This is a genomic window from Streptomyces sp. NPDC015661 (assembly GCF_043077765.1).
Taxonomy (GTDB): domain Bacteria; phylum Actinomycetota; class Actinomycetes; order Streptomycetales; family Streptomycetaceae; genus Streptomyces.
Genome location: NZ_JBIBST010000004.1, coordinates 271,074 through 295,264, shown reverse-complemented (window position 1 = coordinate 295,264; position 24,191 = coordinate 271,074). Strand labels below are relative to the sequence as shown.

At 72.7% G+C, this 24,191-nt stretch carries 18 protein-coding genes; 6 read left to right on the top strand and 12 right to left on the bottom strand.

Annotated features, from left to right (window positions below):
- Both ACF07V_RS13235 and ACF07V_RS13230 read right to left on the bottom strand, forming a co-directional pair.
- Complete coding sequence (locus ACF07V_RS13235) at positions 1-876, bottom strand: ABC transporter permease (RefSeq protein ID WP_392153797.1); 876 nt, start codon at positions 874-876, stop codon at positions 1-3.
- The gene (locus tag ACF07V_RS13230) at positions 873-3,536 is read right to left on the bottom strand and encodes a CocE/NonD family hydrolase (RefSeq protein ID WP_392153795.1); all 2,664 of its coding nucleotides are present in this window, start codon (positions 3,534-3,536) and stop codon (positions 873-875) included. The genes ACF07V_RS13235 and ACF07V_RS13230 overlap by 4 nt, the downstream gene beginning before the upstream one ends.
- 225 nt (positions 3,537-3,761) lie before the next feature.
- Between ACF07V_RS13230 and ACF07V_RS13225 the strand changes: the two genes are divergently transcribed.
- Positions 3,762-4,184: a GNAT family N-acetyltransferase gene (locus ACF07V_RS13225; RefSeq protein ID WP_392153794.1), complete on the top strand. Its 423-nt coding sequence runs from the start codon at positions 3,762-3,764 to the stop codon at positions 4,182-4,184.
- A gap of 64 nt (positions 4,185-4,248) precedes the next feature.
- Here ACF07V_RS13225 and ACF07V_RS13220 read toward each other — a convergent pair whose 3' ends face one another.
- From ACF07V_RS13220 to iolC, 4 genes are read right to left on the bottom strand one after another with little or no spacing between them, the layout of a single operon-like run.
- A complete protein-coding gene (locus ACF07V_RS13220) occupies positions 4,249-5,751 on the bottom strand; it encodes a CoA-acylating methylmalonate-semialdehyde dehydrogenase (RefSeq protein WP_392153792.1) in 1,503 nt (500 codons plus the stop codon).
- A gap of 14 nt (positions 5,752-5,765) precedes the next feature.
- Complete coding sequence (gene iolD / locus ACF07V_RS13215; RefSeq protein WP_392153791.1) at positions 5,766-7,622, bottom strand: 3D-(3,5/4)-trihydroxycyclohexane-1,2-dione acylhydrolase (decyclizing); 1,857 nt, start codon at positions 7,620-7,622, stop codon at positions 5,766-5,768.
- Entirely contained in the window at positions 7,619-8,431 is an 813-nt protein-coding gene (gene iolB, locus ACF07V_RS13210) for a 5-deoxy-glucuronate isomerase (protein WP_392153789.1), read from the bottom strand. Before iolB ends, iolD begins: the two co-directional genes overlap by 4 nt.
- 9 nt (positions 8,432-8,440) lie before the next feature.
- Complete coding sequence (gene iolC, locus ACF07V_RS13205) at positions 8,441-9,388, bottom strand: 5-dehydro-2-deoxygluconokinase (protein WP_392154194.1); 948 nt, start codon at positions 9,386-9,388, stop codon at positions 8,441-8,443.
- A gap of 169 nt (positions 9,389-9,557) precedes the next feature.
- Between iolC and ACF07V_RS13200 the strand changes: the two genes are divergently transcribed.
- Together ACF07V_RS13200 and ACF07V_RS13195 are read left to right on the top strand one after the other, a co-directional pair.
- The gene (locus tag ACF07V_RS13200; RefSeq protein ID WP_392153788.1) at positions 9,558-10,478 is read left to right on the top strand and encodes a sugar phosphate isomerase/epimerase family protein; all 921 of its coding nucleotides are present in this window, start codon (positions 9,558-9,560) and stop codon (positions 10,476-10,478) included.
- 458 nt (positions 10,479-10,936) lie between these two features.
- On the top strand, positions 10,937-11,134 hold the full coding sequence (locus ACF07V_RS13195; RefSeq protein ID WP_392153786.1) for a helix-turn-helix transcriptional regulator: 198 nt from the start codon (positions 10,937-10,939) through the stop codon (positions 11,132-11,134).
- Positions 11,135-11,230: 96 nt separating this feature from the next.
- Here ACF07V_RS13195 and ACF07V_RS13190 read toward each other — a convergent pair whose 3' ends face one another.
- The 4 genes from ACF07V_RS13190 to ACF07V_RS13175 form a co-directional block, all read right to left on the bottom strand.
- Positions 11,231-12,553, bottom strand: coding sequence for a hypothetical protein (locus tag ACF07V_RS13190; RefSeq protein ID WP_392153784.1), 1,323 nt, complete (start codon positions 12,551-12,553; stop codon positions 11,231-11,233).
- A gap of 137 nt (positions 12,554-12,690) precedes the next feature.
- The gene (locus ACF07V_RS13185) at positions 12,691-14,004 is read right to left on the bottom strand and encodes a hypothetical protein (RefSeq protein WP_392153782.1); all 1,314 of its coding nucleotides are present in this window, start codon (positions 14,002-14,004) and stop codon (positions 12,691-12,693) included.
- 10 nt (positions 14,005-14,014) lie between these two features.
- Positions 14,015-15,355: a hypothetical protein gene (locus ACF07V_RS13180; RefSeq protein ID WP_392153780.1), complete on the bottom strand. Its 1,341-nt coding sequence runs from the start codon at positions 15,353-15,355 to the stop codon at positions 14,015-14,017.
- A 21-nt stretch (positions 15,356-15,376) separates the two neighbouring features.
- Positions 15,377-17,650, bottom strand: coding sequence for an MMPL family transporter (locus ACF07V_RS13175; protein WP_392153779.1), 2,274 nt, complete (start codon positions 17,648-17,650; stop codon positions 15,377-15,379).
- Between the two features lie 164 nt (positions 17,651-17,814).
- On the opposite strand from ACF07V_RS13175, the gene ACF07V_RS13170 reads away from it, so the two are divergent.
- Complete coding sequence (locus tag ACF07V_RS13170) at positions 17,815-18,465, top strand: TetR/AcrR family transcriptional regulator (RefSeq protein ID WP_392153777.1); 651 nt, start codon at positions 17,815-17,817, stop codon at positions 18,463-18,465.
- Between the two features lie 199 nt (positions 18,466-18,664).
- Here the strand turns inward: ACF07V_RS13170 and ACF07V_RS13165 are convergent, their stop codons facing one another.
- Entirely contained in the window at positions 18,665-19,885 is a 1,221-nt protein-coding gene (locus ACF07V_RS13165) for a cation:proton antiporter (RefSeq protein ID WP_392153776.1), read from the bottom strand.
- A 127-nt stretch (positions 19,886-20,012) separates the two neighbouring features.
- Here ACF07V_RS13165 and ACF07V_RS13160 point away from each other — a divergent pair, with 127 nt between their 5' ends.
- Both ACF07V_RS13160 and ACF07V_RS13155 read left to right on the top strand, forming a co-directional pair.
- Positions 20,013-20,237: a heavy-metal-associated domain-containing protein gene (locus tag ACF07V_RS13160; protein ID WP_392153775.1), complete on the top strand. Its 225-nt coding sequence runs from the start codon at positions 20,013-20,015 to the stop codon at positions 20,235-20,237.
- A 70-nt stretch (positions 20,238-20,307) separates the two neighbouring features.
- Positions 20,308-22,515, top strand: a complete 2,208-nt coding sequence (locus ACF07V_RS13155) for a heavy metal translocating P-type ATPase (RefSeq protein ID WP_392153773.1) — start codon at positions 20,308-20,310, stop codon at positions 22,513-22,515.
- A 353-nt stretch (positions 22,516-22,868) separates the two neighbouring features.
- Here ACF07V_RS13155 and ACF07V_RS13150 read toward each other — a convergent pair whose 3' ends face one another.
- Positions 22,869-24,158: a citrate synthase gene (locus tag ACF07V_RS13150; RefSeq protein WP_030685223.1), complete on the bottom strand. Its 1,290-nt coding sequence runs from the start codon at positions 24,156-24,158 to the stop codon at positions 22,869-22,871.
- Positions 24,159-24,191 lie beyond the last annotated feature (33 nt).

The following is a 24,191-nucleotide window of genomic DNA, read 5'->3' as shown; positions in this document are numbered from 1 at the left end:
CTACGACACGATGTCCTTGCGGGCGAAGCCGCGGAAGGCGAGCGCGAAGAGGACCAGGGCGTACGTCAGGGAGATCGCCGTGCCCTTCACCATGCCGCCCCACTCCAGCTGGGGCTGGAGCGCGTCGATCCAGGCGAACTGCCAGTGCGCGGGCAGGAAGTCGCGCCAGTCGCCCAGGGCCGTGACGGCGTCGAGGACGTTGCCGACGATGGTCAGGCCGACGGCGCCGCCCACCGCGCCGAGCGGGGCGTCGGTGCGGGTGGACAGCCAGAAGGCGAGGCCCGCGGTGACCAGTTGGGAGGCGAAGACGAAGACGACGGCGATCCCGATCCTGAGCAGTGCGTCCCCGGCCGGTACCGAGCCGCCCGTCGGCAGCTGGAGCGGACCCCAGCCGTAGGCCACCGTGCCCGCGGCCAGGGCCACGAGCGGGAGGAGGAGCATCGCGGCCGCGCTGTAGCCGAGGGCGACCGTCAGCTTGGAGGCGAGGAGCCGGGAGCGCGGCACGGGCGCGGCGAGCAGATAGCGCAGGGAGGACCAGCTCGCCTCGGAGGCGACCGTGTCCCCGCAGAACAGGGCCACCGGGATGACGAGGAGGAAGCCGGCCGAGACGAAGAGGCAGGTCGCCGCGAAGTTGGCGCCGGAGGCCGTCGCCGTGTCCATCAGGGTGATGCGGCCGTTGCGGTCGCCGTCCCCGGAGCCGCCGATCGCGAAGGCCACGATGAGGACGAAGGGCAGGGCGACGAGGATGCCGCCCATGACCATGGTCCGCCGGCGCTTCCACTGGCGGAGGGCCTCGACGCGCAGGGGCAGGGTGCGTCCGGGCCGGTAGCCGGGGGCGCGCGGCGACGGGATGGGCGGGGTGGCCGTGGCGGTCACGCGGCTCCTCCGATCAGGGTCAGGAAGGCGTCCTCCAGACGCCGGTGGGGGCCGACGCCGGTCAGCGGCACGTCCAGGCGGACGAGTTCGCCGATGAGGGCGGTCGGGTCGAGGCCGTCGAGGCGGACCAGGAGACCGCCGTCGGTGCGGGCGGCGGAGCCGACTCCCGGCAGGGCGCCGATCTTCTCGACCAGGGCGTCGGCGACGGTCTCCGCGAGGGTGACGAGCAGGGTGTCGCCGGAGCCGGTGATCTCGGCGACCGGTCCGGCCTGCACGAGCTGCCCCCGGTCCATGACGACCAGATGGGTGCAGGACTGTTCGACCTCGGCGAGGAGATGGCTGGAGACGATGACGGTCCGGCCTCCGGCCGCGTACCGGATCATCACCTCGCGCATCTCACGGATCTGCGGCGGGTCGAGGCCGTTGGTCGGCTCGTCGAGGATCAGCAGGTCGGGCAGGCCCAGCATGGCCTGGGCGAGGGCGAGGCGCTGCCGCATGCCCTGCGAGTAGGTGCGGACGGCCCGGTCGAGGGCGCCGCCCAGGTTGGCGATCCGCAGGGCCTCGTCGACGTGGGAGTCCTCGGCGGGGCGGCCGGTGGCCTTCCAGTACAGGTCCAGGTTCTCCCGGCCCGACAGGTGCGGCAGGAAGCCCGCTCCCTCGACGAAGGCGCCGACGCGGGAGAGCACCGGGGCGCCCGGCCTGATGGCCCGGCCGAAGACCCGGATCTCGCCCTCGTCGGGGGTGATGAGGCCCATCAGCATGCGCAGGGTGGTGGTCTTGCCGGCGCCGTTCGGCCCGAGGAGGCCGAGGACCTGGCCCTGTTCGACGCGGAAGGAGAGGTCCCGGACGCTGTACCGTTCGCCGCCCTTGTACTTCTTCGACAGGCCGGTGATCTGGAGCGGTACGGCGGCGAGTTCGGGGTCGGGTGCGGGCGCGGCCGTCCTGCGGCGGGCGGTGAGCAGCAGGGCGGCGGCACCGGCGAGGCCGAGGAGCGGCAGGCCCCACACCCACCAGGGCAGGGCGGCGGCCTGGGTGGCGAGGCCGGGCGCGGTGGGCAGGGTGAGCGGGCCCTGGACGGCGACGGTGTAGCCGGCGGGGACCGCCGGGGAGGCGTAGCCGAGGTCGGTGGCGGCGACGACGAGCCGCAGCCGGTGTCCGGCCTCCACCTCGTGGTCGATCGCGGGCAGGGTCAGCGTGACGCTCTTCCCGGCCTTGGCGCCCTCGACGCGGACGGGGGTGACGAGCTGGGCGGGCAGTACCTGCTGCCGTCCGTCGGGCCCCACGTCGTACACCTTGGCGAAGAGGACGGCGGAACCGTCCGCGGCGGTGGAGGTGACCTTGACGCGGACGGTCGGCGTGCCGGTGATCCGTACCGCATCGGCCTGCGGCTTCGCGTCGAAGCGGGCGTGCTGGCCGGGGAAGTCGAAGGAGAGGCCGACGCCGAGGGAGGAGAGTCCGGAGAGTCCGCCGCCGAGGCCGGGGACGGCGGAGACGGCGGGAGGTGCGGCGCCCGGCGGGTTGGTGAAGGTCTGGGGCGGCCCGCCGAGGGCGAGGTTCACGGTGCCGGAGGTGAGCCCCGGGTAGCGGTCGGCGGTGGCGGCGCGCAGGGTGGCCTGCCCGTCGGTGGAGTCGACGCCGCCGGTGCGGCTGACGCGGAACGCGGGGCCGGTGTCGACGGAGGTGTCGCGCTTCAGCCAGCGGTCGAACCAGGTGGTGACGCGGCGCTCGACGCGGCCGGTCTCGCGGTCGCCGCCGTCGTGGCCGCCGGCGATCCAGTCGACGGCGACGGGGGCGCCGTTGGCCGTGAGGGTGCGGGCCATGGCGTCGGACTGGGCGAGGGTGAAGAGCGAGTCGGACTGGCCCTGTACGAGGAGCGCGGGCACCTTGACGCGCGCGCCCACGGCGGAGGGGCTGCGGGCTTCGAGGAGGGCGCGGGCGGCGGCGTCGGGTTTTCCGGCGACGGCGACGCGCTGGTAGAGGGAGCAGAGTTCGGTGGTGAACCGGCCGCAGGAGCCGCCCGGAGCCGGGGAGCCGCCGACGGCCGGGCCGCCGCCCTCGGCCGGGGAGCCCGCCGAGAAGAAGATCCCGGCCCAGAGCTTCTTGAAGACGCCGTTCGGGAAGAGGGCGTCGGCGAGGTTCCAGTAGGTGATCTGGGGGGCGATGGCGTCGACGCGCGGGTCGTGACCGGCGGCGAGCAGGGAGATCGCGCCGCCGTAGGAGGCGCCGGTGACGCCGACGCGCGGGTCGCCGGGCCTGTCGAGGAGGACCTCGGGGCGGGCGGCGAGCCAGTCGATCAGCTTCGAGACGTCCTTGACCTCGTGGTCGGGGTCGTTGAGGCCGATCTCTCCGGTGGAGGCGCCGAAGCCGCGGGCGGACCAGGTGAGGACGGCGTAACCCTCGCGGGCGAGGCCCTCGGCCTGGGCGCGGACGTCGTCCTTGGAGCCGCCGAAGCCGTGGCCGAGGAGGACGGCGGGCCGGCGGCCGTCGCCCGCGCCCGTGAAGTACGAGGTGTCGAGCCGTACCCCGTCGACGTCGAGCATCCGGTCCGCGCGGTGCACGGGCGGCGGATCGTCCTGGGCGACGGCGGTCCAGGTGCCGGCGCCCGCGAGGACGGCGAGCGCTGCGGTGACCGCGGCCCACCGGGGAAGTCGGAGTCGCATGGGGTCGAGCCTAGGGGCCCGGGCTGTGCGGCACGGCTGCCCGGAGAGGGAGGTGTCGCACCTCCTGGAGTCGTACGGGGTACGGTCCGCGTACAGCGGGCGCGGTACACGGACGGTACAGGGGCGGCGGGTACGGGGACGGCCAGGACGCGGACGGCCCGTACGGGGACTGCCCGTACGGGCCGTCCGGCGTGCCGAAACGGGAGACGGACCCAGGGAGACGGTGTGGAGATCCGGCGGGCGACGACGGTGGCCGAACTGCTGGCGGCGGAGCACCTGTACGACGGTCCGGCCCGGGAGGACTGGGCGGCCCGCTTCCTGGCGGCGCCGGGTCATCTCATGCTGATCGCGTACGCGGAGGACGGTTTCCCGGCCGGGTTCGTCTCCGGGATCGAGATGCTGCACCCCGACAAGGGCGCGGAGATGTGCCTGTACGAGTTGGCGGTGGACGAGTCCCGGCGGCGGCGCGGGATCGGGCGGGCACTGACGGAGGCGCTGGTGGCCCGGGCGCGGGCGCGCGGCTGCCGGGGCGCGTGGGTGCCGGTGGACACGGACAACGAGGCGGCGCTCGCCACGTACCGGTCGGCGGGCGCGGTCGACGAAGGGGGCTTCGCGATGCTCGGCTGGACGTTCGGCGGGGCCGGCTGACACGGGGAAGGCCCCCGGGGTGTGCTGTCCAGCACCCCGGGGGCCGTTCTCGGGACGGGTCCCGTCAGTGGTTGCGCGGGAAGCCCAGGTCGACGCCCGCGGGGGCCTCGGACGGGTCCGGCCAGCGGGTGGTGACGACCTTGCCGCGGGTGTAGAAGTGCACGCCGTCGTTGCCGTAGATGTGGTGGTCGCCGAAGAGCGAGTCCTTCCAGCCACCGAAGGAGTGGTAGCCGACCGGCACCGGGATCGGCACGTTGACGCCGACCATGCCGGCCTGGACCTCCAGCTGGAAGCGACGGGCGGCGCCGCCGTCGCGGGTGAAGATCGCGGTGCCGTTGCCGAACGGCGAGGCGTTGATGAGGGCGAGGCCCTCCTCGTACGACTCGGCGCGCAGCACACAGAGCACCGGGCCGAAGATCTCGTCCTGGTAGGCGGCGGCCGTGGTGGGCACGTGGTCCAGGAGGGAGAGACCGATCCAGTGGCCGTTCTCGTGGCCCTCGACCGTGTAGCCGGTGCCGTCGAGGACGACCTCGCAGCCCTCGTCCGCGGCGCCGTGGACGTAGGAGGCGACCTTGTCGCGGTGGACGGCCGTGATGAGCGGGCCCATCTCGGAGGTCGGGTCGTTGCCGGGGCCGATCTTGATCTTCTCGGCGCGCTCGCGGATCTTCTGGACGAGCTCGTCGCCGACGGAGCCGACGGCCACGACCGCGGAGATCGCCATGCAGCGCTCGCCGGCGGAGCCGTACGCGGCGGAGACGGCGGCGTCGGCGGCGGCGTCGAGGTCGGCGTCCGGGAGGACCAGCATGTGGTTCTTCGCGCCGCCGAGCGCCTGGACGCGCTTGCCGTTGGCGGAGGCGGTGGTGTGGATGTAGCGGGCGATCGGGGTCGAGCCGACGAAGGAGATCGCGGAGACGTCCGGGTGCGCCAGGAGGCGGTCGACGGCCACCTTGTCGCCGTGGACGACGTTGAAGACGCCGTCCGGGAGGCCCGCCTCGGCGAGCAGCTCGGCGATCTTCAGGGACGGCGAGGGGTCCTTCTCGCTGGGCTTGAGGATGAAGGTGTTGCCGGTCGCGATGGCGATCGGGAACATCCACATCGGCACCATGGCCGGGAAGTTGAAGGGCGTGATGCCGGCGACGACGCCGACGGGCTGGCGGATCGAGGCCACGTCCACGCGGTTCGAGACCTGGGTGGAGAGCTCGCCCTTGAGCTGGGTGGTGATGCCGCAGGCCAGGTCGACGATCTCCAGGCCGCGGGCGACCTCGCCGAGGGCGTCGGAGTGGACCTTGCCGTGCTCGGCGACGATCAGCTCGGCGATCGCGTCGCGGTTGGCGTCGAGCAGCGCGCGGAACTTGAAGAGGATCGTGGTGCGCTGGGCGAGCGAGGAGGTGCCCCAGGTCGCGAAGGCGTCCTTCGCGGCCTGTACGGCGGCGTCGACCTCGTCGACGGAGGCGAGCGCGACCTGCGTGGTGACGGCGCCGGTGGCCGGGTCGGTGACCGGGCCCCAGTTCCCCGACGTGCCCTCGACGGTCTTGCCACCGATCCAGTGGTGGACGGTCTTCGTCATGACGAGTTACTCCTTCAGAGATGGCGGCGTCGGGCGGTGACGTGCCGGTCGTACTCCTCGCGGGCCTTGGCCGCCGACGGGCGGGTCGACGTCTCGGCCACGGGCACATCCCACCACGCCTGGGCCGGGGGCGGGCCCGACACACTGTCTGCCGTTTCGGTCTCGACGTAGACACATGTGGGATCCGTGGCCGCCCGCGCGTCCGCGAGGGCTTCCCGCAGGTCACGCACGGTGCGGGGGCGCAGCACCCGTAGGCCGAGGGAGGCCGCGTTGGCGCCGAGGTCGACGGGGAGCGGCGGTCCGGTGAAGCTGCCGTCGCCGGCCCGGTGGCGGTAGTCGGTGCCGTACCGCTCGGCACCGACGGCCTCGGAGAGACCGCCGATGGAGGCGTAGCCGTGGTTCTGCAGAATCACCAGCTTCAGGGGGAGGCGTTCCTGGACGGCGGTGACGATTTCGGTGGGATTCATCAAGTATGTACCGTCGCCGACGAGCGCCCAGACGGGCCGGCCGGGCGCGGCGAGGAGGACGCCGATCGCGGCGGGGATCTCGTAGCCCATGCAGGAGTAGCCGTATTCGACGTGGTACTGGTCCCGGGAACGGGTCCGCCAGAGCTTGTGCAGGTCGCCGGGGAGCGAGCCGGCGGCGTTGATCAGGATGTCGCCGGTGTCGACCAGAGTGTCGAGTACGCCGAGGACCTGGGTCTGGGTGGGGCGGGCGTCCTCGTCGGGGACGGCGTACGCGGCGTCGGTCCGCTCCTGCCAGGCGGCCTTCGAGTGGGACCACTCGGCCCTGCTCCGCCGGTGGCCGCCGAGTGCCTCGGTGAGGGCGGTGAGGGCCTCGCGGGCGTCGGCGACGAGGGGCAGCGCGGCCTGCTTGTGGGCGTCGAATCCGGAGATGTTGAGATTGAGGAACGGCGTGTCGGGGCGGAAGAGGGTGCCGGACGCGGTGGTGAAGTCGGTGAGCCGGGTGCCGACGCCGATGATCAGGTCGCCGGTGCGGGCGAGGGTGTTGGCGGTGTCGGTGCCGGTGTGGCCGATGCCTCCGACGTCGCAGTGATGGTCGTACGGGAGGACGCCCTTGCCGGCCTGGGTGGTGGCGACGGGCAGGCCGGTGCGCTCGGCGAATTCGCGCAGCGCGTCCTCGGCGCCGCTGTACTTCACTCCGCCGCCCGCGATGATCAGCGGCCGTCGCGCCGCCTTCACGGCGCGGACGGCGGCGTCGAGTTCGGCGGTGTCGGGGCGGGGGCGGCGGACGTGCCAGGTCCGCTCGGCGAAGAACTCCTCCGGCCAGTCGTACGCCTCCGCCTGGACGTCCTGGGGCAGGGCGAGGGTCACGGCGCCGGTCTCGACGGGGTCGGCGAGGACCCGTGCGGCGGCGAGGGCGGCCGGGATCAGGGCCTCGGGGCGGCTCACCCGGTCGAAGTACCGCGAGACCGGGCGGAGGCAGTCGTTGACGGACACCTCGCCCGCGTACGGGACCTGGAGCTGCTGGAGGACGGGGTCGGCGGGGCGGGTGGCGAAGGTGTCGCCGGGCAGGAGCAGCACCGGGAGGTGGTTGATGGTGGCGAGGGCGGCGCCGGTGACGAGGTTGGTGGCGCCGGGGCCGATGGAGGTGGTGACGGCGTGCGCGGAGAGCCGGTTGCTCTGGCGGGCGTAGCCGACGGCGGCGTGCACCATGGCCTGCTCGTTGCGGCCCTGGTGGAAGGGCATGTGCTGCTCTTCGACCAGCGCCTGGCCGATCCCGGCGACGTTCCCGTGGCCGAAGATGCCCCAGGTGGCGGTGATCAGCCGCTGCCGGACGCCGTCGCGCTCGGTGTGCTGGGCGGCGAGGAAGCGGACGAGGGCCTGGGCGACGGTCAGTCGGACGCTCATGCGTATCCCTCCGTGTGGTCCGGGTGGAAGCAGATCTTCCACTCCCTTTCGGGTCCCGGGCCCGCCATGACGTTGAGGTAGTAGAGGTCGTGACCCGGCTGGGCGATCGAGGGCCCGTGCCAGCCGTCGGGGACGAGGACCGCGTCGCCGCCCCGGACCTCGGCGAGGAGCTCGGCGCCGCCGGGCCGGGACGGCGAGATCCGCTGGTAGGCGAGACCGTGGGGGCCGTCGATCTCGTAGTAGTAGATCTCCTCCAGGACGGACTCGGCGCCCGGGCGGTGCTCGTCGTGCTTGTGCGGCGGGTAGGAGGACCAGTTGCCGCCGGGGGTCACGACCTCGACGGCGATGAGCCGGTCGCAGTCGAAGGCGTCGGCCGAGGCGAAGTTCCGCACCTGACGGGCGCGGTTGCCGCTGCCCCGGGTCTCGACGGGAACCTCCGGCGCGGGGCCGTAGCGGGCGGGGAGTCGTCGCTCGCATTTCGCTCCTGCCAAAGCGAAGCGGCCTCCCGCGCCGGAGGCGATCTGGGCGTGGGCGTCGCGGGGTACGTAGGCGAAGTCGGTCACCCCTTCGAACACGCTCGCGCGGCCCAGGAGTTCGAAGATCTCGCCGTCGAGGCGCACGCTACAGGCACCGGAGAGGGGAAGCACGACCCATTCGGAATCCCCGCTCTCGAAGGCGTGGCTCTCCCCCGGTCCGAGGGTGAGGACGCGCAGGGCGGAGTACGTCCATCCGGCCTGCCCGGGGTCGACGGAGACGGCGTACGGGCCGTGGGCGGCGGTCCCGGCGGGGAGGTGGAGGTTCGTGTCCATGGCGGATCCCTACCCCCGTTCCGGCAGGGTGCCGCTGCCCGTCGCGAGGGCTTCCGCGATCTCCGTGGCGTCCGGCATGGCGGAGGAGCAGGCGAGGCGGCCCGCGACGATCGCGCCGGCGGCGTTCGCGCGGCGCAGGACCGTGCCGAGGTCCGGTCCGGCGAGCAGGCCGTCGACGAGCGCCCCGCCGAACGCGTCGCCCGCGCCGAGCCCGTTGACCACCTCGACCGGCAGCGGCGGCACCTCGGCGCGGGTCCCGTCGGCGGCGAGGGCGAGGACGCCCGCGGGGCCCTGTTTGACGACGGCGAGCCGGACCGGGCCGCTCGCGAGGAGGGCGCGGGCGGCGGCCTCCGGCTCCCGCTCCCCCGTGGCGACCTCGCACTCGTCGAGGTTGCCGACGGCGACGGTCGCGTGCCGCAGCGCCTCGGCGTAGTACGGGCGGGCCTCCGCCGGATCCGTCCAGAACATCGGCCGCCAGTCCAGGTCGAGGACCGTCGTCTCCCGGCCGGACCGGGCGCGGAGCGCCTCCAGGGTGGCGGTGCGGCTGGGTTCGGCGCACAGGCCGGTGCCGGTCGCCCAGAAGACCCGGGCGGCGCGGATCGCGTCGAGGTCCAGCTCGTGCGGCCGGATCTCCAGGTCGGGGGCGTGGGGGCGGCGGTAGAAGTACAGCGGGAAGTCGTCGGGCGGGAAGAGCGCGCAGAAGGTGACGGGGGTGGGGTGTGCGGGGACCTCGGTCACCCACTGGCCGTCCACGTCGAAGCCCTTGAGCTCGCGGCGCAGATAGCTGCCGAAGGGGTCGGCGCCGGTGCGGGAGATCAGCGCGGTGCGGCGGCCGAGGCGGGCGGCGGCGACGGCCACGTTGGCCGCGGAGCCGCCGAGGAACTTGCGGAAGGTGTCGACCCGGTCGAGTCCGACGCCGGTCTGGAGCGGGTACAGGTCCACGCCGAGGCGCCCCATGGTGATCAGCTCGTACGGCTCCGTCTCCACGCGCCACCTCTCGGTCGGGCCGCCCTGGGCTCCGTCCCCAGGTCTAGTCGTCCGCCCGGAGGCCTGTCAACGATATGTCCGGACATTCGGACCACCGGACGGCTTGACGGTGCTGTCGGGCCCGGCCAAGGTGGCGCTCATGACGAAGCCGTCGCCGCAGCCGTCGCCACCGTCCCGTATCCGTATCGGCTCCGCCCCCGACTCGTGGGGGGTGTGGTTCCCCGACGATCCCCGGCAGGTGCCGTGGCAGCGCTTCCTCGACGAGGTGTCGGGCGCCGGCTACACGTGGATCGAGCTCGGTCCGTACGGCTATCTGCCCACCGATCCGGCCGTCCTCCTGGAGGAGACCGCGCGGCGCGGGCTGCGGGTCTCGGCGGGGACCGTCTTCACCGGCCTGCACCACGGCACGGACGTCTGGGACCGGACCTGGGCGCACGTCGCGGAGAACGCCGCGCTGGCGCAGGCCGTGGGCGCGGAACACCTGGTCGTCATCCCGTCGTTCTGGCGGGACGACCGGACGGGCGAGGTCCTGGAGGAGCCCGTGCTGACCGCCGGGCAGTGGCGGGACCTGACACGGCTGACGGAGCGTCTGGGCCGGGAGGTGCGCGAGCGGTACGGGCTGCGGATCGTCGTCCATCCGCACGCCGACACCCACATCGACGGCGAGGAGAGCGTGACGCGCTTCCTGGACGCCACCGACCCGGAGGCCGTCGCGCTCTGCCTGGACACCGGGCACTACGCGTACGCCGGCGGGGACAGCGTCAAGCTGATCGAGACGTACGGGGAGCGGATCGGCTACCTCCACCTCAAGCAGGTCGACCCGGAGGTCCTGGCCGGGGTGGTGGCCGAGGGGGTGCCGTTCGGGCCCGCGGTGGCGCGGGGCGTGATGTGCGAGCCGCCGTCCGGGGTGCCCGCGCTGGAACCGGTGCTCGCCGCCGCGTCGGCGCTCGACGTGGACCTCTTCGCGATCGTCGAGCAGGACATGTACCCGTGCGAGCCGGACGTCCCGTACCCGATCGCCCTGCGGACCCGGAGCTTTCTCCGCTCGTGCGGCGTGTGACCGGCTCGGCGTGGGCCGCGTGACCGGCGCGGCAGGGAGCGCGGCGACCGGCGCGGATGGGGCGCGGCAACCGGCGCGGCAGGGAGCGCGGCGACCGGCGCGGCAGGGAGCGCGGCGACCGGCGCGGATGGGGCGCGGTGACCGGCGCGGCATGGGGCGCGGCGACCGGCGCGGCATGGGGCGCGGCGACCGGCGCATACCGCTCTGACCAGGGCTGACGCACGCGGACACACCGAGGGGCGCGTGTGCCGCTTCGGTCACACGGGTCCCTCCCCCGTCACGCTTGTCTCCGTTACGCGGGCTTTCCGTCACAGGCGCTCGACAGCCGCTCTCCTCCTGTCGGGAGGGCCGTTGCACCGGGCACAGGCTGATTGATCGCTTGATCGCCATCGCCCGCCCGCAGCGCCCCCGAACGGCACCCCCGCCGCCGCTGCGCGGCGCGCAGGGAGGTACCGGGCATGACGAACAGAAGGCTCTGGTCGTACAAGGACATCGCCACACACATCCGGGTGCAGCCGGACACGGTCCGCTCCTACCGGAAACACGGGCTTCTTCCGGCACCGGACCACGTGGAGTCGGGCAAGCCCTACTGGTACGAGGACACGATCCGCGCCTGGGTCGCCGGCCGCCCCGGCAACCGGGCCCGCCGAGACTGACGCGCCGGCGGCGGTCCCGCCGGACGCGGACGCCGGGCCCCGGAGGTCTCCGGGGCCCGGCGTCGTGCCGTGCGGGTTCGGCGGGGCGCCGGACGATCAGAAGATGGTGTCGTAGATGTTCCAGCCGGCGCCGATCAGGGAGCGGGTCGACGAGGGCATCGGAGCGCTCGTGACGACGCCGGAGTACTCCCAGAGCCTGCCGCTCGTGTCGCGGGCGAGGACGTCGGGCACACCGCCGCGGTGCAGGTCGCCGGTGCCGACGACGGCCGAGTAGATGTTCCAGCCGCCGCCGACCTTGACCCTCGGCTTGAGCGGGCGGGCGCCCGCGCTGGTGCCGGGGGCGGCCGATGCGTACGACCACAGCACGCCGGCCTTGTCACGGGCCAGGAGGCCGCTGCCGAACGAGGTGATCGTGTTGTAGCCGTTCCAGCCGGCACCGACCTTGACGCGCGGCTTGAACGGGGCGGTGGAGGACGACGCGTTCCGGTCGTAGTTCCACAGGACGCCGTCCCGGTCACGGGCGAGCAGGCCGCCGTCGTGGGCGGAGAAGGCGGTGTAGATGTTCCAGCCGGCGCCGACCTTCACGCGGGGCGCGAAGGGGGCGGCCGGGTTGCCCGTGCCCTTGTAGTACCAGAGGACACCGGCCTTGTCCCGGGCCACCAGGTCACCGTCGCCGCTGGCCCGCGTCGTGGTGACCGGGAGGATCGAGGTGTAGATGTTCCAGCCGCCGCCCACCTTCGTGCGGGGCGCGAGCACCCGGCGCACATTGCCCGTGCCCTCGTACCGCCAGAGCACGCCGTCCTTGTCACGGGCGTGCACGGCGCCACGGTCGTACGCGTTGGGCACGCCCTCGAAGACGTCGATGCCGACCTTGCCCTGGGAGACGACCGACCCGCTCGCGTCCTTCAGCTCGACGGGGGCGTCGAGCGAGCCGATCCAGGCGAGCTCGGCGGGCAGGTCCATCGTGACGGCGAACTCCAGCGTCGCCGAGGCCTCCACGGCGGGCAGGTCGAGGACGACCCGGGCCGGCTTGTCCTCCTCCTCGAACCGCGTCCCGTTCCAGGCGCACGGCGTGAACGCGCCGCCGCCGACCGAGCAGGTGGACACGATCCGGGCCGCGGTCCGGTAGTCGGTCCAGCCGCCGCCCGGCCAGTTGGTGATGGGAAGGGTGACGCGGGCCTTCACCGGGCCGGTCACCCCGGCCGGCAGCGTGGCCTTGAAGCGCAGCGTCTCCGGGCCCTCACCACCGGCGGGAAGCGCCAGGCGGGGTCCCACCTGGACGACGGTCCCCAGCTCGGCGGTGGAGGCGGCCGGGGCCGCGGCGACCGGCGCGGGCGCTGCGACGGCGGCGGCGCCCCCCAGCGCCACCGGTGCGATCCCGGCGACGAGTGCCGTCGCCAGAACCAGAGTTGCACGCATGCTTGCCATGAAATTCCCCCCGGAATATCGCTTCAACTCAGCACATGGGTCAGGGTCATGACCTTCTGTCACTTGCCTGACACCTGTTGGACTCTGTCGGGATGCGAACGGTTGCACGCCCGTCCGAGAAAGTTCGCTCAGAAGATCAGGTCGTAGATGTTCCAGCCGAGGCCGACCGGGGTGCGGGTCGACGAGGGCACCTGTACGCCGTTCTTGAACACGCTCTGGTAGAGCCAGAGCTTGCCCGTCCGGTCGCGGGCGACGAGGTCCGGCTCCCCGTCCCCGATGACGTCCGGCATGGTGGTGATCGAGGAGTACGCGTTCCAGCCGGCGCCCACCCGTACGCGCGGCTCGTAGATCCGCCTGGGCTCGCCGACGGTGCCGTCGTACTTCCACAGCACGCCGCTCGTGTCGCGGGCGAGGGCGCCCCAGCCGAACCGGCTCAGGGTGGTGTAGATGCTCCACCCCGCCCCTTCCCGCAGGCGGGAATCGACGGCGAAGGGCTCGCTCTCCCGGTTCCAGGCGTGGAACCAGAGGACACCGGCCTTGTCCCGGCCCACGAGCTCTCCCCGGGGGCTCACGGCGAGGGCCGTGTAGATGTTCCAGCCGCCGCCGAGGCGGACCCGGGGCGCGAAGGGGGCGTCGGGGTTGCCGGTGCCCTTGTAGTACCAGAGGACTCCGGCCTTGTCCCGGGCCACGAGGTCGCCGTGCCCGCTCGCAGTGGTTCCGCCGAGCGGAACGATCGCGGTGTAGATGTTCCAGCCGGCACCGACCTTCTTGCGCGGCTTGAACGGCCTGTCGACGCGGCCCATGCCCTCGTACCGCCAGAGCACGCCGGCCGTGTCCCGGGCATGGATGGCGCCCATGGACTCGGGGTCCGGCAGGACCCCGGCGACGAAGTCGAGCCCGGCCTCGCCCTGGGCGACGACGGCACCCGCGGAGTCCCGCAGCGTGACGGGCGCGTCGAGGGAGCCGACCCAGCTCTGGTGCGAGGAGGTGTCGATCGTGACCGCGTAGGTGAGCGTGGTCGCCGCCCGGGCGGCCGGGAGCCTGAGCCGCACCGAGTACGGGTAGTCGATGCCGTCGACCCACGGGGCGTCCCACGAGCAGGGCGCGAACGCCCCGCCGTCGACCGCGCAGGTGGACCGCAGGGCGGAGGCCAGCCGGATCGGATTGGGGCCGCCGGGCGGGTAGTTCAGGACGGGCAGACCGATGTCCGCGTTCACCGGTCCGGTGACCCCGGCCGGCAGTGTGGCCTTGAGCCGCAGCGTCACCGGGCCCTCGCCGCCCGCCGGAACCGTCAGCCGGCCCCCTTCCTGGACGACCGTCCCCACCTCGGCGGCGACCACGGGGGCCGCCGGGGCGGCCGCGGCCGCTCCCGCGAGCGCCGCCGGGGCGACCCCGGCGAAGAGGACCGCCGCCAGGGCCAGCGCCGTGCGCGTACGTGCCATGCAGAACTCCTCAGAAGATCAGGTCGTAGATGTTCCAGCCGGACCCGACCGATGTGCGGGTCGGGCCGGGCACGAGGGCGCCGTTCTTGATGACGCCCTGGTAGAGCCAGAGGTGGCCGGTCCTGTCCCGGGCGACGACGTCCGGGTAGCTGCGGCGGCCGAGGTCGCCGGTGCCGGCGAAGGCGGTGTACGCGTTCCAGCCGGCGCCGACCCGCAGCCGCGCCCGGAAGGGGTAGCCCTCGGGGTCGCCCATGGAGCCGGTCTCGCCGTACTTCCACAGCACGCCGCCGGTGTCCCGGGCCAGGGGCCCGCCGCCGTATCCCGCGAGGGCGTTGTAGACGTTCCAGCCGGCGCCGACCCGGAGCCGCGGGCGGAACGGGGCCGTGGAGGAGCCGAAGTTGCGCTCGTAGTCCCACAGGACACCGTTGCTGTCGCGGGCGACAAGCGTGCCGTTCCCGCGGCCGGCGAAGGCCGTGTAGACGTTCCAGCCGGCGCCGACCCTCGTGCGCGGCGCGAAGGGGGCGGCCGGGTTGCCGGTCCCCTTGTAGTACCAGAGGACACCGGCCCTGTCGCGGGCGACCAGGTCGCCGGTGCCGTTCGACATCGGGGTGGAGACCGGGACGACCGCGGTGTAGACGTTCCAGCCGCCGCCGACCTTTCTGCGCGGCTTGAACGGCGTTTCGGGCCGGCTCGTGCCCTCGTACCGCCAGAGCACTCCGTTCTTGTCCCGGGCGTGCAGGGCGCCGAGGTGGTTCGGCTCGGAGGTGCCGAGGACGAAGTCGAGTCCGGCGGTGCCCAGGGCGACCACGGCGCCCGTGGCATCGGTGAGTTCCACGGGCGCGTCCAGGGAACCGACCCACGCCTGGTCCGACGACGTGTCGATCGTGACCGCGTAGGTGAGGGTGGGTGCGGCTTCCGTGACGGGCAGCTTGAGCCGTACCGGGTGCGGATAGTCCTCGCCGTCCATCCAGGGCGAGTCCCAGGCGCAGGGCGCGAACGCCCCGCCGTTCACCGCGCAGGTGGACGTCAGCGCCCCGGCCAGCCGGAGCGGGCTGGGGCCAGCCGGCGGGAACGCCGTCACCGGGAGGGCGAGTTCGGCCCCAACCGGTCCGGTGACCCCGGCCGGCAGCGTGACCGTGAGCCGCAGCGTCACCGGCCCCTCCGTGCCCGCCGGGACCGTGAGACGGCCGCCCTCCTGGACGACCGTCCCGACCTCGGCCGCCCCGGCCGCCCCGGTCACCGGGGCCGGGGCGGCGGCGGGCGCGGCCGCCGCCGGTCCGCCCAGGGCCTGGGGGGCGATTCCGGCGACGAGCACCGTCGCCAGGACCAGAGCCGTACGTGTGCGTGCCACGAATCCCCCCAGGAATGCTTCTCAACCGCGCAGCGAGGTGGTTTCCCTCCACCTCCCGGACACCTCTTCGACATCCGGGGCCGGCGAAAGGTTGTGCCCGTCCGACTCGCTGACGCCGAAGCGGTCGTGGAAGCGGCGCAGCGGGCCCGGGGCCCACCAGGTGAGGCGGCCGGTCAGCTTCATCACGGAGGGGACGAGGAGGCTGCGGACCACCATCGCGTCCATGAGGACGGCGAGCGCGACGCCGAGTCCGAGCATCTTGGTGTTGGTGACGCGGGAGGTGCCGATGGCGACCATGACGACGGCGAGGATCACGGCGGCGGCCGTGATCAGGCCGCCGGTGTGGCGCAGTCCGAAGCGGACGGAGTGCTCGTGGTCGCCGGTGGCGTCGTACTCCTCCTTGATGCGGGAGAGCAGGAACACCCCGTAGTCCATGGAGAGTCCGAAGGCCACGCAGAACATGAGGACGGGCAGGGTGGTCTCGATGTCGCCGGTGGAGGTGAAGCCGAGGAGTCCGGCGAGGTGTCCCTCCTGGAAGACCCAGACGACGGCGCCGAACATGGCCGTGAGGCTGAGGGCGTTGAGGAGGACGGCCTGGACCGGGACGACGACGCTTCCGGTGAGCAGGAAGACGAGGAGCAGGGTGACGAGGACGATGATCCCGGCCGCCCAGGGCAGTCGCTCGGCGATGGCGTCCTTGGAGTCGACGAGGACGGCGGCCGGCCCGGTGACGGAGGTCGCGAACGGGGCCTCGGCGGCGCGCAGTTCCCCGACGACCCGTTGGGCGCCGGCGCCGACGGTCTCGCCCTCGGGCACCACGGTGAAGTAGGCGGAGCCGCCGCCGGTGGTGACGGGCCCCTCGGCCCGTCCGACGCCGTCGAGCGCGGCGATCCGCTCGCGGTAGTCGGCGTACTGCGCGGGGGTGGCGGTGCCTTCGGCGAGGACGGTGATGCCGCCGCCCGGGTTTCCGGGGAAGCCGTCCCGCAGCTGGTCCTGGACGACCCGGGAGGAGGCGGTGACGGGGAGCTGGCGGTCGTCGGCGGTGCCGAACGTGACGCCGAGGAAGGGCAGTCCGAGGAGGACGAGTCCGGCGGTGGTGACGACGGCGAAGACGGGCGCCCGTCGCATCACGAGGGCGGCGGCCCGCCCCCACCCGGCACCGGCGGCGTCGGTGGCCTCGTCCCGGCCGCTGCCCGCGGTGTCCTGCGCGGGCTTCCCGCCGCGCCGGAGCAGGCGCCGGAGGTCGAGGGCGTTGACCCGGTCGCCGAGCAGCACGAGGGCCGCCGGGAGCAGGGCGAGCGCGGCGGTGGCGGCGAGCAGGACGACGGCGATCCCGGCGTACGCGAAGGAGCGCAGGAAGTACTGCGGGAAGACCAGCATCGCGGCGAGCGAGACGGCGACGGTCAGGGCGGAGAAGAGCACGGTCCGTCCGGCCGTGCGCAGCGTCACGCGGACGGCGGTGTACGTGTCGGCGCCGGCCGCGAGCTCCTCGCGGTAGCGGCGGACGACGAACAGGGCGTAGTCGATGGCGAGTCCGAGGCCCAGCGCGGTCGTCAGGTTCTGCGCGAAGACGGAGACGTCGGTGAACTCGGTGATGCCGCGCAGGACGGCGTTGGTGCCGAGGATGGCGACGATGCCGACGCCGAGCGGCAGCAGGGCGGCGACGGCGCTGCCGAAGACCATGACGAGCAGGACGAGGGTGAGGGGCAGGGCGATGAGCTCGGCCCGCAGCAGGTCCTCCTGGATGACCGTCTGCATCTCGTGCCGGACGGCGAGCCCGCCGCCGAGGGAGACCTCGACGGGGCCGTGGGTGCCCCGGTACGCGGGGGCGATCCGGTCGAGGACGGCGGCGGCGTCCTTCTCCTCGCCGGCGATCCGGGCGGCGATCACCGCCTGGTGTCCGTCCTCGGAGCGCAGGGCGGGCGAGCCGGTGGACCAGTAGGAGCCGACGCCGTCGACGCCCGGCTCGGCGTCGAGCCGCTCGGCGAGCTTGCGGGCCTCGGCGGCGACGGCGGGGGTGTCGACCCCCGCGTCCCCCGCGTCGACGAGCAGCAGCACGTTCGGCTGGGAGCCCGGGAACCGGTGCTCCAGGGCTTCGGTGGCGTACGTGGACTCGGCGGCCGGATCCTCCCAGCCGCCGCTGCCCATGCGGTCGGCGACGCCGCCGCCCGCGAGGACGGCGAGGGCGGTGAGCACGAGGGCCACCAGGAGGGTGAGGCGCGGCCTCGCGGTCACGAACCGCGTCCATCCCCCGCCGCTCCCGCCGCCGGCAGGTGCTTTCTTGACTTCGGACATGACGCGGTGTCCCCTTCACCGTGGCCCCCGCACGCGCTTCCCGGCAGGTCGCAGGGGCCGCCCATTGCCATAGACTGGCAAACACGAGTGATCACTCGCATTCCCCAAGAATGCGAGCGACCTCTCGTGTTTGTCAAACGTGTTGAGGAGACCTGGGGACAGCCATGTCCGAAGACGTGTCCGAAGAACCGAAGCCGCGCCGTCGTCAGGCCCGCGGCGAGCGCCGCATCGCGCAGCTGCTCCAGGCCGCCGCCAACGTCTTCTGCGCGTACGGGTACACGGCGACCAGCACCAACGCGATCGCCCGGGAGGCGAGCGTCTCGCCCGGCACGCTCTACCAGTACTTCCCGAACAAGGAGGCCATCGCGATCGAGCTCGGCGAGCGCCTCCTGAACGAGATGCGGGAGGCCCACGGCCAGGCGTTCACCCCGTCGAACCTCACCCTGCCGCTGCCGGAACTCCTGGACGTCGTCGTCGACCCGATGATCGCGTTCAACTGCGAGCACCCCGTCTTCCTCGCCCTGATGCACGGCTCCGAGGTGCCCGGCCGGATCGCCGAGGAGCACGACGCCCTGCACGCCAGTCTGCTGACCTCGGTACGGGACGTGATCGCGCACTACGCGCCCGAGCTGTCACCCGAGGAGCGCGCCCGGATCGCCGACATGACCTTCGCGATCTTCAAGGGCGGCCTGGGGCTCGTCCTGGCCGCCCCGGAGGGCGCCGAGCGCGACGCGACGATCGCCGAGCTGAAGACCGTCCTCCTCCGCTACCTCTCCCCGCTGACCGGAGAGCCGGTCACACCTCCGCACCACTGACCCCGGGGGCCGGTCACCACACCTCCGCACCACTGACCCCGGGGGCCGGTCACCACACCTCCGCACCACTGACCCCGGGGGCCGGTCACCACGACGACTCCGCCCTGCCGACCCCGGGAGCCGGTCACCACGACGACTCCGCCCTGCCGACCCCGGGAGCCGGTCACCACGACTCCGAACCGCCGACCCCCGGGGCCGGTCACCACGACTCCGAACCGCCGACCGACTCCGAGGACCGCACCCTCTCCTCCGCTCCCGCCCGCGCCCGCAGCTTCAGGGCGAGCAGCGGGAAGACGAGGACGGAGAGCATCCCGGCCCCGACGAGCGCCGCCGCCTCACCGGCCGTCATCTCCTTGTCGTCCACGCCGATGGTGGTGATCGCGACGACGAGCGGCAGCGCGGTGGAGCCGTACAGGACGAGCCCGCCCCGGTCCCCGCGGTCGAGGTCGCGCGGGGCGAGGAACCAGATCGGCCCGCCCCGCACGACCAGGAAGAGCAGCAGGAAGACCGGCAGCAGGAGCAGGGTCCTGCCCCCGTCGAGGAGCGAGTCGAGGTCGAACTCGATGCCGGTGACGACGAAGAAGACCGGGACGAGGAAGCCGAAGCCGACGCCCTCGACCTTCTCCAGGATCTGCGGCCCGGATTCGGGCGCGGCCCCGGTCAGGACGAGCCGGGTGATGAGTCCGGCCGCGAAGGCGCCGAGCAGTACGTCGAGTCCGAGCGCCGTGGACGCCCCGAGCATCAGGGCGAGCAGCAGGAAGACGAAGCGGACGGCGAACTGGCCGCTGCTGTGCAGGGTCTTGGCGATGACCGTCGAGAACCACGGCGGGCGGGGCCGCAGCGCCCAGAGGACGGCCCCGGCGGTGAGTGCGGCGAAGACGGCGAGGAGGGCCGTGGACTCGGCGGCGCCCCGCCCGCTGAGCAGCAGCGCCATCGCGATGATCGGGCCGAACTCGCCGACCGCGCCGAAGGCCATGACGACCGAGCCGAACCGCCCGTGGAGGTCGCCGGCGTCCCGCAGCACCGGCAGGACGGTGCCGAGCGCGGTGCTGGTCAGGGCGACGCCGATGAAGACGCCCTTGGTGTAGCCGCCGCCGAGCAGGACGCCGGCGCCGAGCCCGACGCCGAGGGCGATCACCCAGGCCCATACGGAGCGCCTGAGGGTGTCGCCGCGGACCTTGCCGAACTCGATCTCGTACCCGGCGAGGAAGATCAGCATGGTGAGGCCGAGCTGCGAGAGCCCGTCGATCAGCGCGTCGGTGTGCGCCCAGCCCAGGACGTCGGGGCCGATGAGGATGCCGAGCAGGATCTCGAAGATGACGAGGGGGACGGGGAGCCTGCGCCCCACCCAGTAGGCCAGCAGCGGCGCCAGGACGGCGATCGCCATGATCAGGACGAGCGTGCTCCCCGAATGCGACATATCGGGTATTTACCATAGGCCCCGACGGGATGCCGGGCCGCACCGCGACCGGGGGCGACTGGATTTATACCCCCCAGGGGTATAGTCTCGGTATCGTAAGACCCTGAATCCCCAGGAGGAGAGCGCCATGTCCGCAGAGACGAAGACCGAACTCACCACCGTCTACCAGGTCAAGGGCATGACCTGCGGCCACTGCGAGGGCGCTGTCTCCAGTGAGATCTCCGCGATCGCCGGCGTCTCCTCGGTCACGGCCGTCGCCAAGACCGGCGAGGTCACCGTCGTCTCCGACGCCCCCCTCGACCGCGCGGACGTCGCCGCCGCCGTGGACGAGGCCGGCTACGAGCTGGTCTGACCCCTCTCGGAACAGACGTCGCAGGGTCGTACCGTTACTGGTACGGCCCTGCTCCCCTTTGGAACCGCACATGCCAAGCACCACCGTCACCGAGCTGACGATCGGCGGGATGACCTGCGCCTCCTGCGCCGCCCGGATCGAGAAGAAGCTCAACCGGATGGACGGCGTCACCGCCACGGTCAACTACGCCACGGAGAAGGCGCATGTCGAACACGCGCCGGACGTCGCCGTCGACGAGCTGATCGCCACCGTCGTGAAGACCGGCTACACCGCCGACGTGCCCCTGCCGCCGGTGGAGGAGCAGGGGGAGGAGCCGGCGGACCCCGAGCTCGCCTCCCTCCGGCAGCGGCTCACCGTCTCCGCGCTCCTCTCGGCGCCCGTGGTCCTGCTCGCCATGGTCCCCTCGCTCCAGTTCGACAACTGGCAGTGGCTCTCGCTCACCCTCGCCTCCCCCGTCGTCGTCTGGGGCGGGCTGCCCTTCCACCGGGCCGCCTGGACCAACCTCCGGCACGGCGCCGCCACCATGGACACCCTCGTCTCGGTCGGCACCCTCGCCGCCTACGGCTGGTCCCTGTGGGCCCTCTTCCTCGGCGACGCCGGCATGCCCGGCATGCGGCACGGCTTCGACCTCACCGCCGACCGCGCCCACGCCTCCTCCTCCATCTACCTGGAGGTCGCCGCCGGCGTCGTCACCTTCATCCTCCTCGGCCGCTACCTGGAGGCCCGCGCCAAGCGGAAGGCGGGCACCGCGCTGCGGGCCCTGATGGAGCTCGGCGCCAAGGACGTGGCGGTGCTCAAGGGAGGCGGAGAGGTACGGATCCCGGTCGACGAGCTGCGCACGGGCGACCTCTTCGTCGTGCGCCCCGGCGAGAAGATCGCCACCGACGGCACCGTCACCGAGGGCGCCTCCGCCGTCGACGCCTCCCTGCTCACCGGCGAGTCGCTGCCCCTGGACGTCACCCCCGGCTCCGCCGTCACCGGCGGCTGCGTCAACGTCTCGGGCCGCCTCGTCGTCGAGGCCACCCGCGTCGGCTCCGACACCCAGCTCGCCCGGATCGCGAAGCTCGTCGAGGACGCCCAGAGCGGCAAGGCCGAGGTGCAGCGGCTCGCCGACCGGATCTCCGCCGTCTTCGTGCCGGTCGTGATCCTCCTCGCCCTCGCCACCCTCGTCACCTGGCTCCTCGTGACGGACGACGTCACCGCGGCCTTCACCGCCGCCGTCGCCGTCCTGATCATCGCCTGCCCCTGCGCCCTCGGCCTGGCCACCCCGACCGCCCTCATGGTCGGCACCGGCCGCGGCGCCCAGCTCGGCATCCTCATCAAGGGCCCCGAGGTCCTGGAGTCCACCCGCAAGGTCGACACGGTCGTCCTCGACAAGACGGGCACCGTCACCACCGGCCGCATGCGGCTGACCGGCGTCCATGTGCACGGCGGGCGGTACGGCACCGACTCCGCCGACGAGACCGAGCTGCTGCGGCTCGCCGGCGCCCTGGAGCACTCCTCCGAGCACCCGGTCGCCCGCGCGATCGCCGCCGGAGCCGCCGAGCGCTGCGGGGAGCTCCCCACCCCGAAGACCTTCGAGAACGTCCCCGGCCTCGGCGTGCGCGGCTCCGTCGACGGCCGGCTCGTCGTCGTCGGACGCGCCGCCCTGCTCGAGGCCGAGGGCGTCGAGGCGCCCGCCACCACGGAGCCCGGCGCCGTCCACGTCGCCTGGGACGGGGTGGCCCGGGGCACCCTGACCGTCGCCGACACCGTCAAGGACACCAGCGCCGAGGCCGTCGCCCGGCTGCGCGCCCTGGGGCTGCGGCCGGTGCTGCTCACCGGCGACCACCGGGCGGTGGCGGAGGCCGTGGCGGCCGAGGTCGGCATCGACGAGGTGATCGCGGAGGTGCTGCCCGAGGAGAAGGCCGAGGTGGTCCGGCGACTGCGGGCCGGGGGCCGTACGGTCGCGATGGTGGGCGACGGGGTGAACGACGCCGCCGCGCTCGCGACGGCCGACCTCGGGCTGGCGATGGGGACGGGCACCGACGCGGCCATCGAGGCGAGCGACCTGACGCTGGTCCGGGGCGACCTGCGGGTCGCGGCGGACGCCATCCGGCTGGCCCGGCGGACCCTGGCGACGATCCGGGGAAACCTCGGCTGGGCCTTCGGCTACAACGTCGCCGCGCTCCCCCTCGCGGCGGCCGGACTCCTCAACCCGATGATCGCGGGCCTGGCCATGGCCTTTTCGTCCGTCTTCGTCGTATCCAACAGCCTTCGCCTGCGGCGGTTCACGTGAATTCACCCACGTGTGACGCACAGGACCTTCACAAAGAGATCTAGATCACAGATATTGGGGGGTAACCATCTGGGCTGTTCGCGAGTCTAAGTGGGCGATGCCAAGAACGTCTTGGGGGACGTTCATGGGATGTCTTGGGGGACGTCCCAGGCAAGCGCGGCCGGGGCACGTGCACCGGGGAGCTTTGAGCGGCCCTCCCGTACGTGCCCCCGGCAGACCGCGCGTCAGACGCCCGGCCAGGATCCCGTGGGGGGAATCCGCACCGGGACATGGAAAGCGCCCCGCTCGCCGACCCGTGGGGGGATCGGTGGCGGGGCGCTTTTCGCTTGCGGCGACCGCGGAGGCGGCTGAGGTCAGCGGGCCTCGACCGGGACGAAGTCGCGGAGGACCTCACCCGTGTAGATCTGGCGCGGGCGGCCGATGCGGGAGCCCGGCTCCTTGATCATCTCGTGCCACTGGGCGATCCAGCCCGGAAGGCGGCCGAGGGCGAAGAGGACCGTGAACATCTCGGTCGGGAAGCCCATGGCGCGGTAGATCAGACCCGTGTAGAAGTCCACGTTCGGGTAGAGGTTGCGCGAGACGAAGTACTCGTCGGAGAGCGCGTGCTCCTCCAGCTTGAGCGCGATGTCGAGCAGCTCGTCGGACTTGCCGAGGGCCGAGAGGACATCGTGCGCCGCCGCCTTGATGATCTTGGCGCGCGGGTCGAAGGACTTGTACACCCGGTGGCCGAAGCCCATCAGGCGGACGCCGTCCTCCTTGTTCTTCACCTTGCGGATGAAGGAGTCGACATCGCCGCCGTTGGCCTGGATGCCCTCCAGCATCTCCAGGACCGACTGGTTGGCGCCACCGTGCAGGGGGCCCCACAGGGCCGAGATGCCGGCGGAGATCGAGGCGAACATGTTCGCCTGCGAGGAGCCGACCAGACGCACGGTGGACGTCGAACAGTTCTGCTCGTGGTCCGCGTGCAGGATCAGCAGCTTGTCGAGCGCGGAGACGACGACCGGGTCCAGGTCGTACTCCTGCGCCGGGACCGAGAAGGTCATGCGCAGGAAGTTCTCGACGTACCCGAGGTCGTTGCGCGGGTAGACGAACGGGTGACCGATCGACTTCTTGTACGCGTACGCCGCGATCGTCGGCAGCTTGGCGAGCAGCCGGATCGTGGAGAGGTGACGCTGCTGCTCGTCGAACGGGTTGTGGCTGTCCTGGTAGAAGGTGGACAGCGCGGAGACCACCGAGGACAGCATCGCCATCGGGTGGGCGTCCCGCGGGAAACCGCGGAAGAAGTTCTTGACGTCCTCGTGGACCAGGGTGTGCTGCGTGATCTCGTTCTTGAAGGTCGACAGCTCGTCGACCTTGGGCAGCTCACCGTTGATCAGCAGGTACGCCACCTCAAGGAAGGTGGAGCGCTCGGCCAGCTGCTCGATGGGGTAGCCGCGGTACCGCAGAATGCCCTGCTCACCGTCGAGGTAGGTGATGGCGGATTTATAGGCGGCGGTGTTGCCGTATCCGCTGTCAAGGGTGACCAGACCGGTCTGGGCTCGGAGTTTCCCGATGTCGAAGCCCTTGTCGCCGACGGTGCTCTCGACCACCGGGTAGGTGTATTCACCGTCCGCGTACCGCAGTACTACAGAGTTGTCGCTCACGTCATCCCTCACCGACGTAGTGCCTCTTCTTCG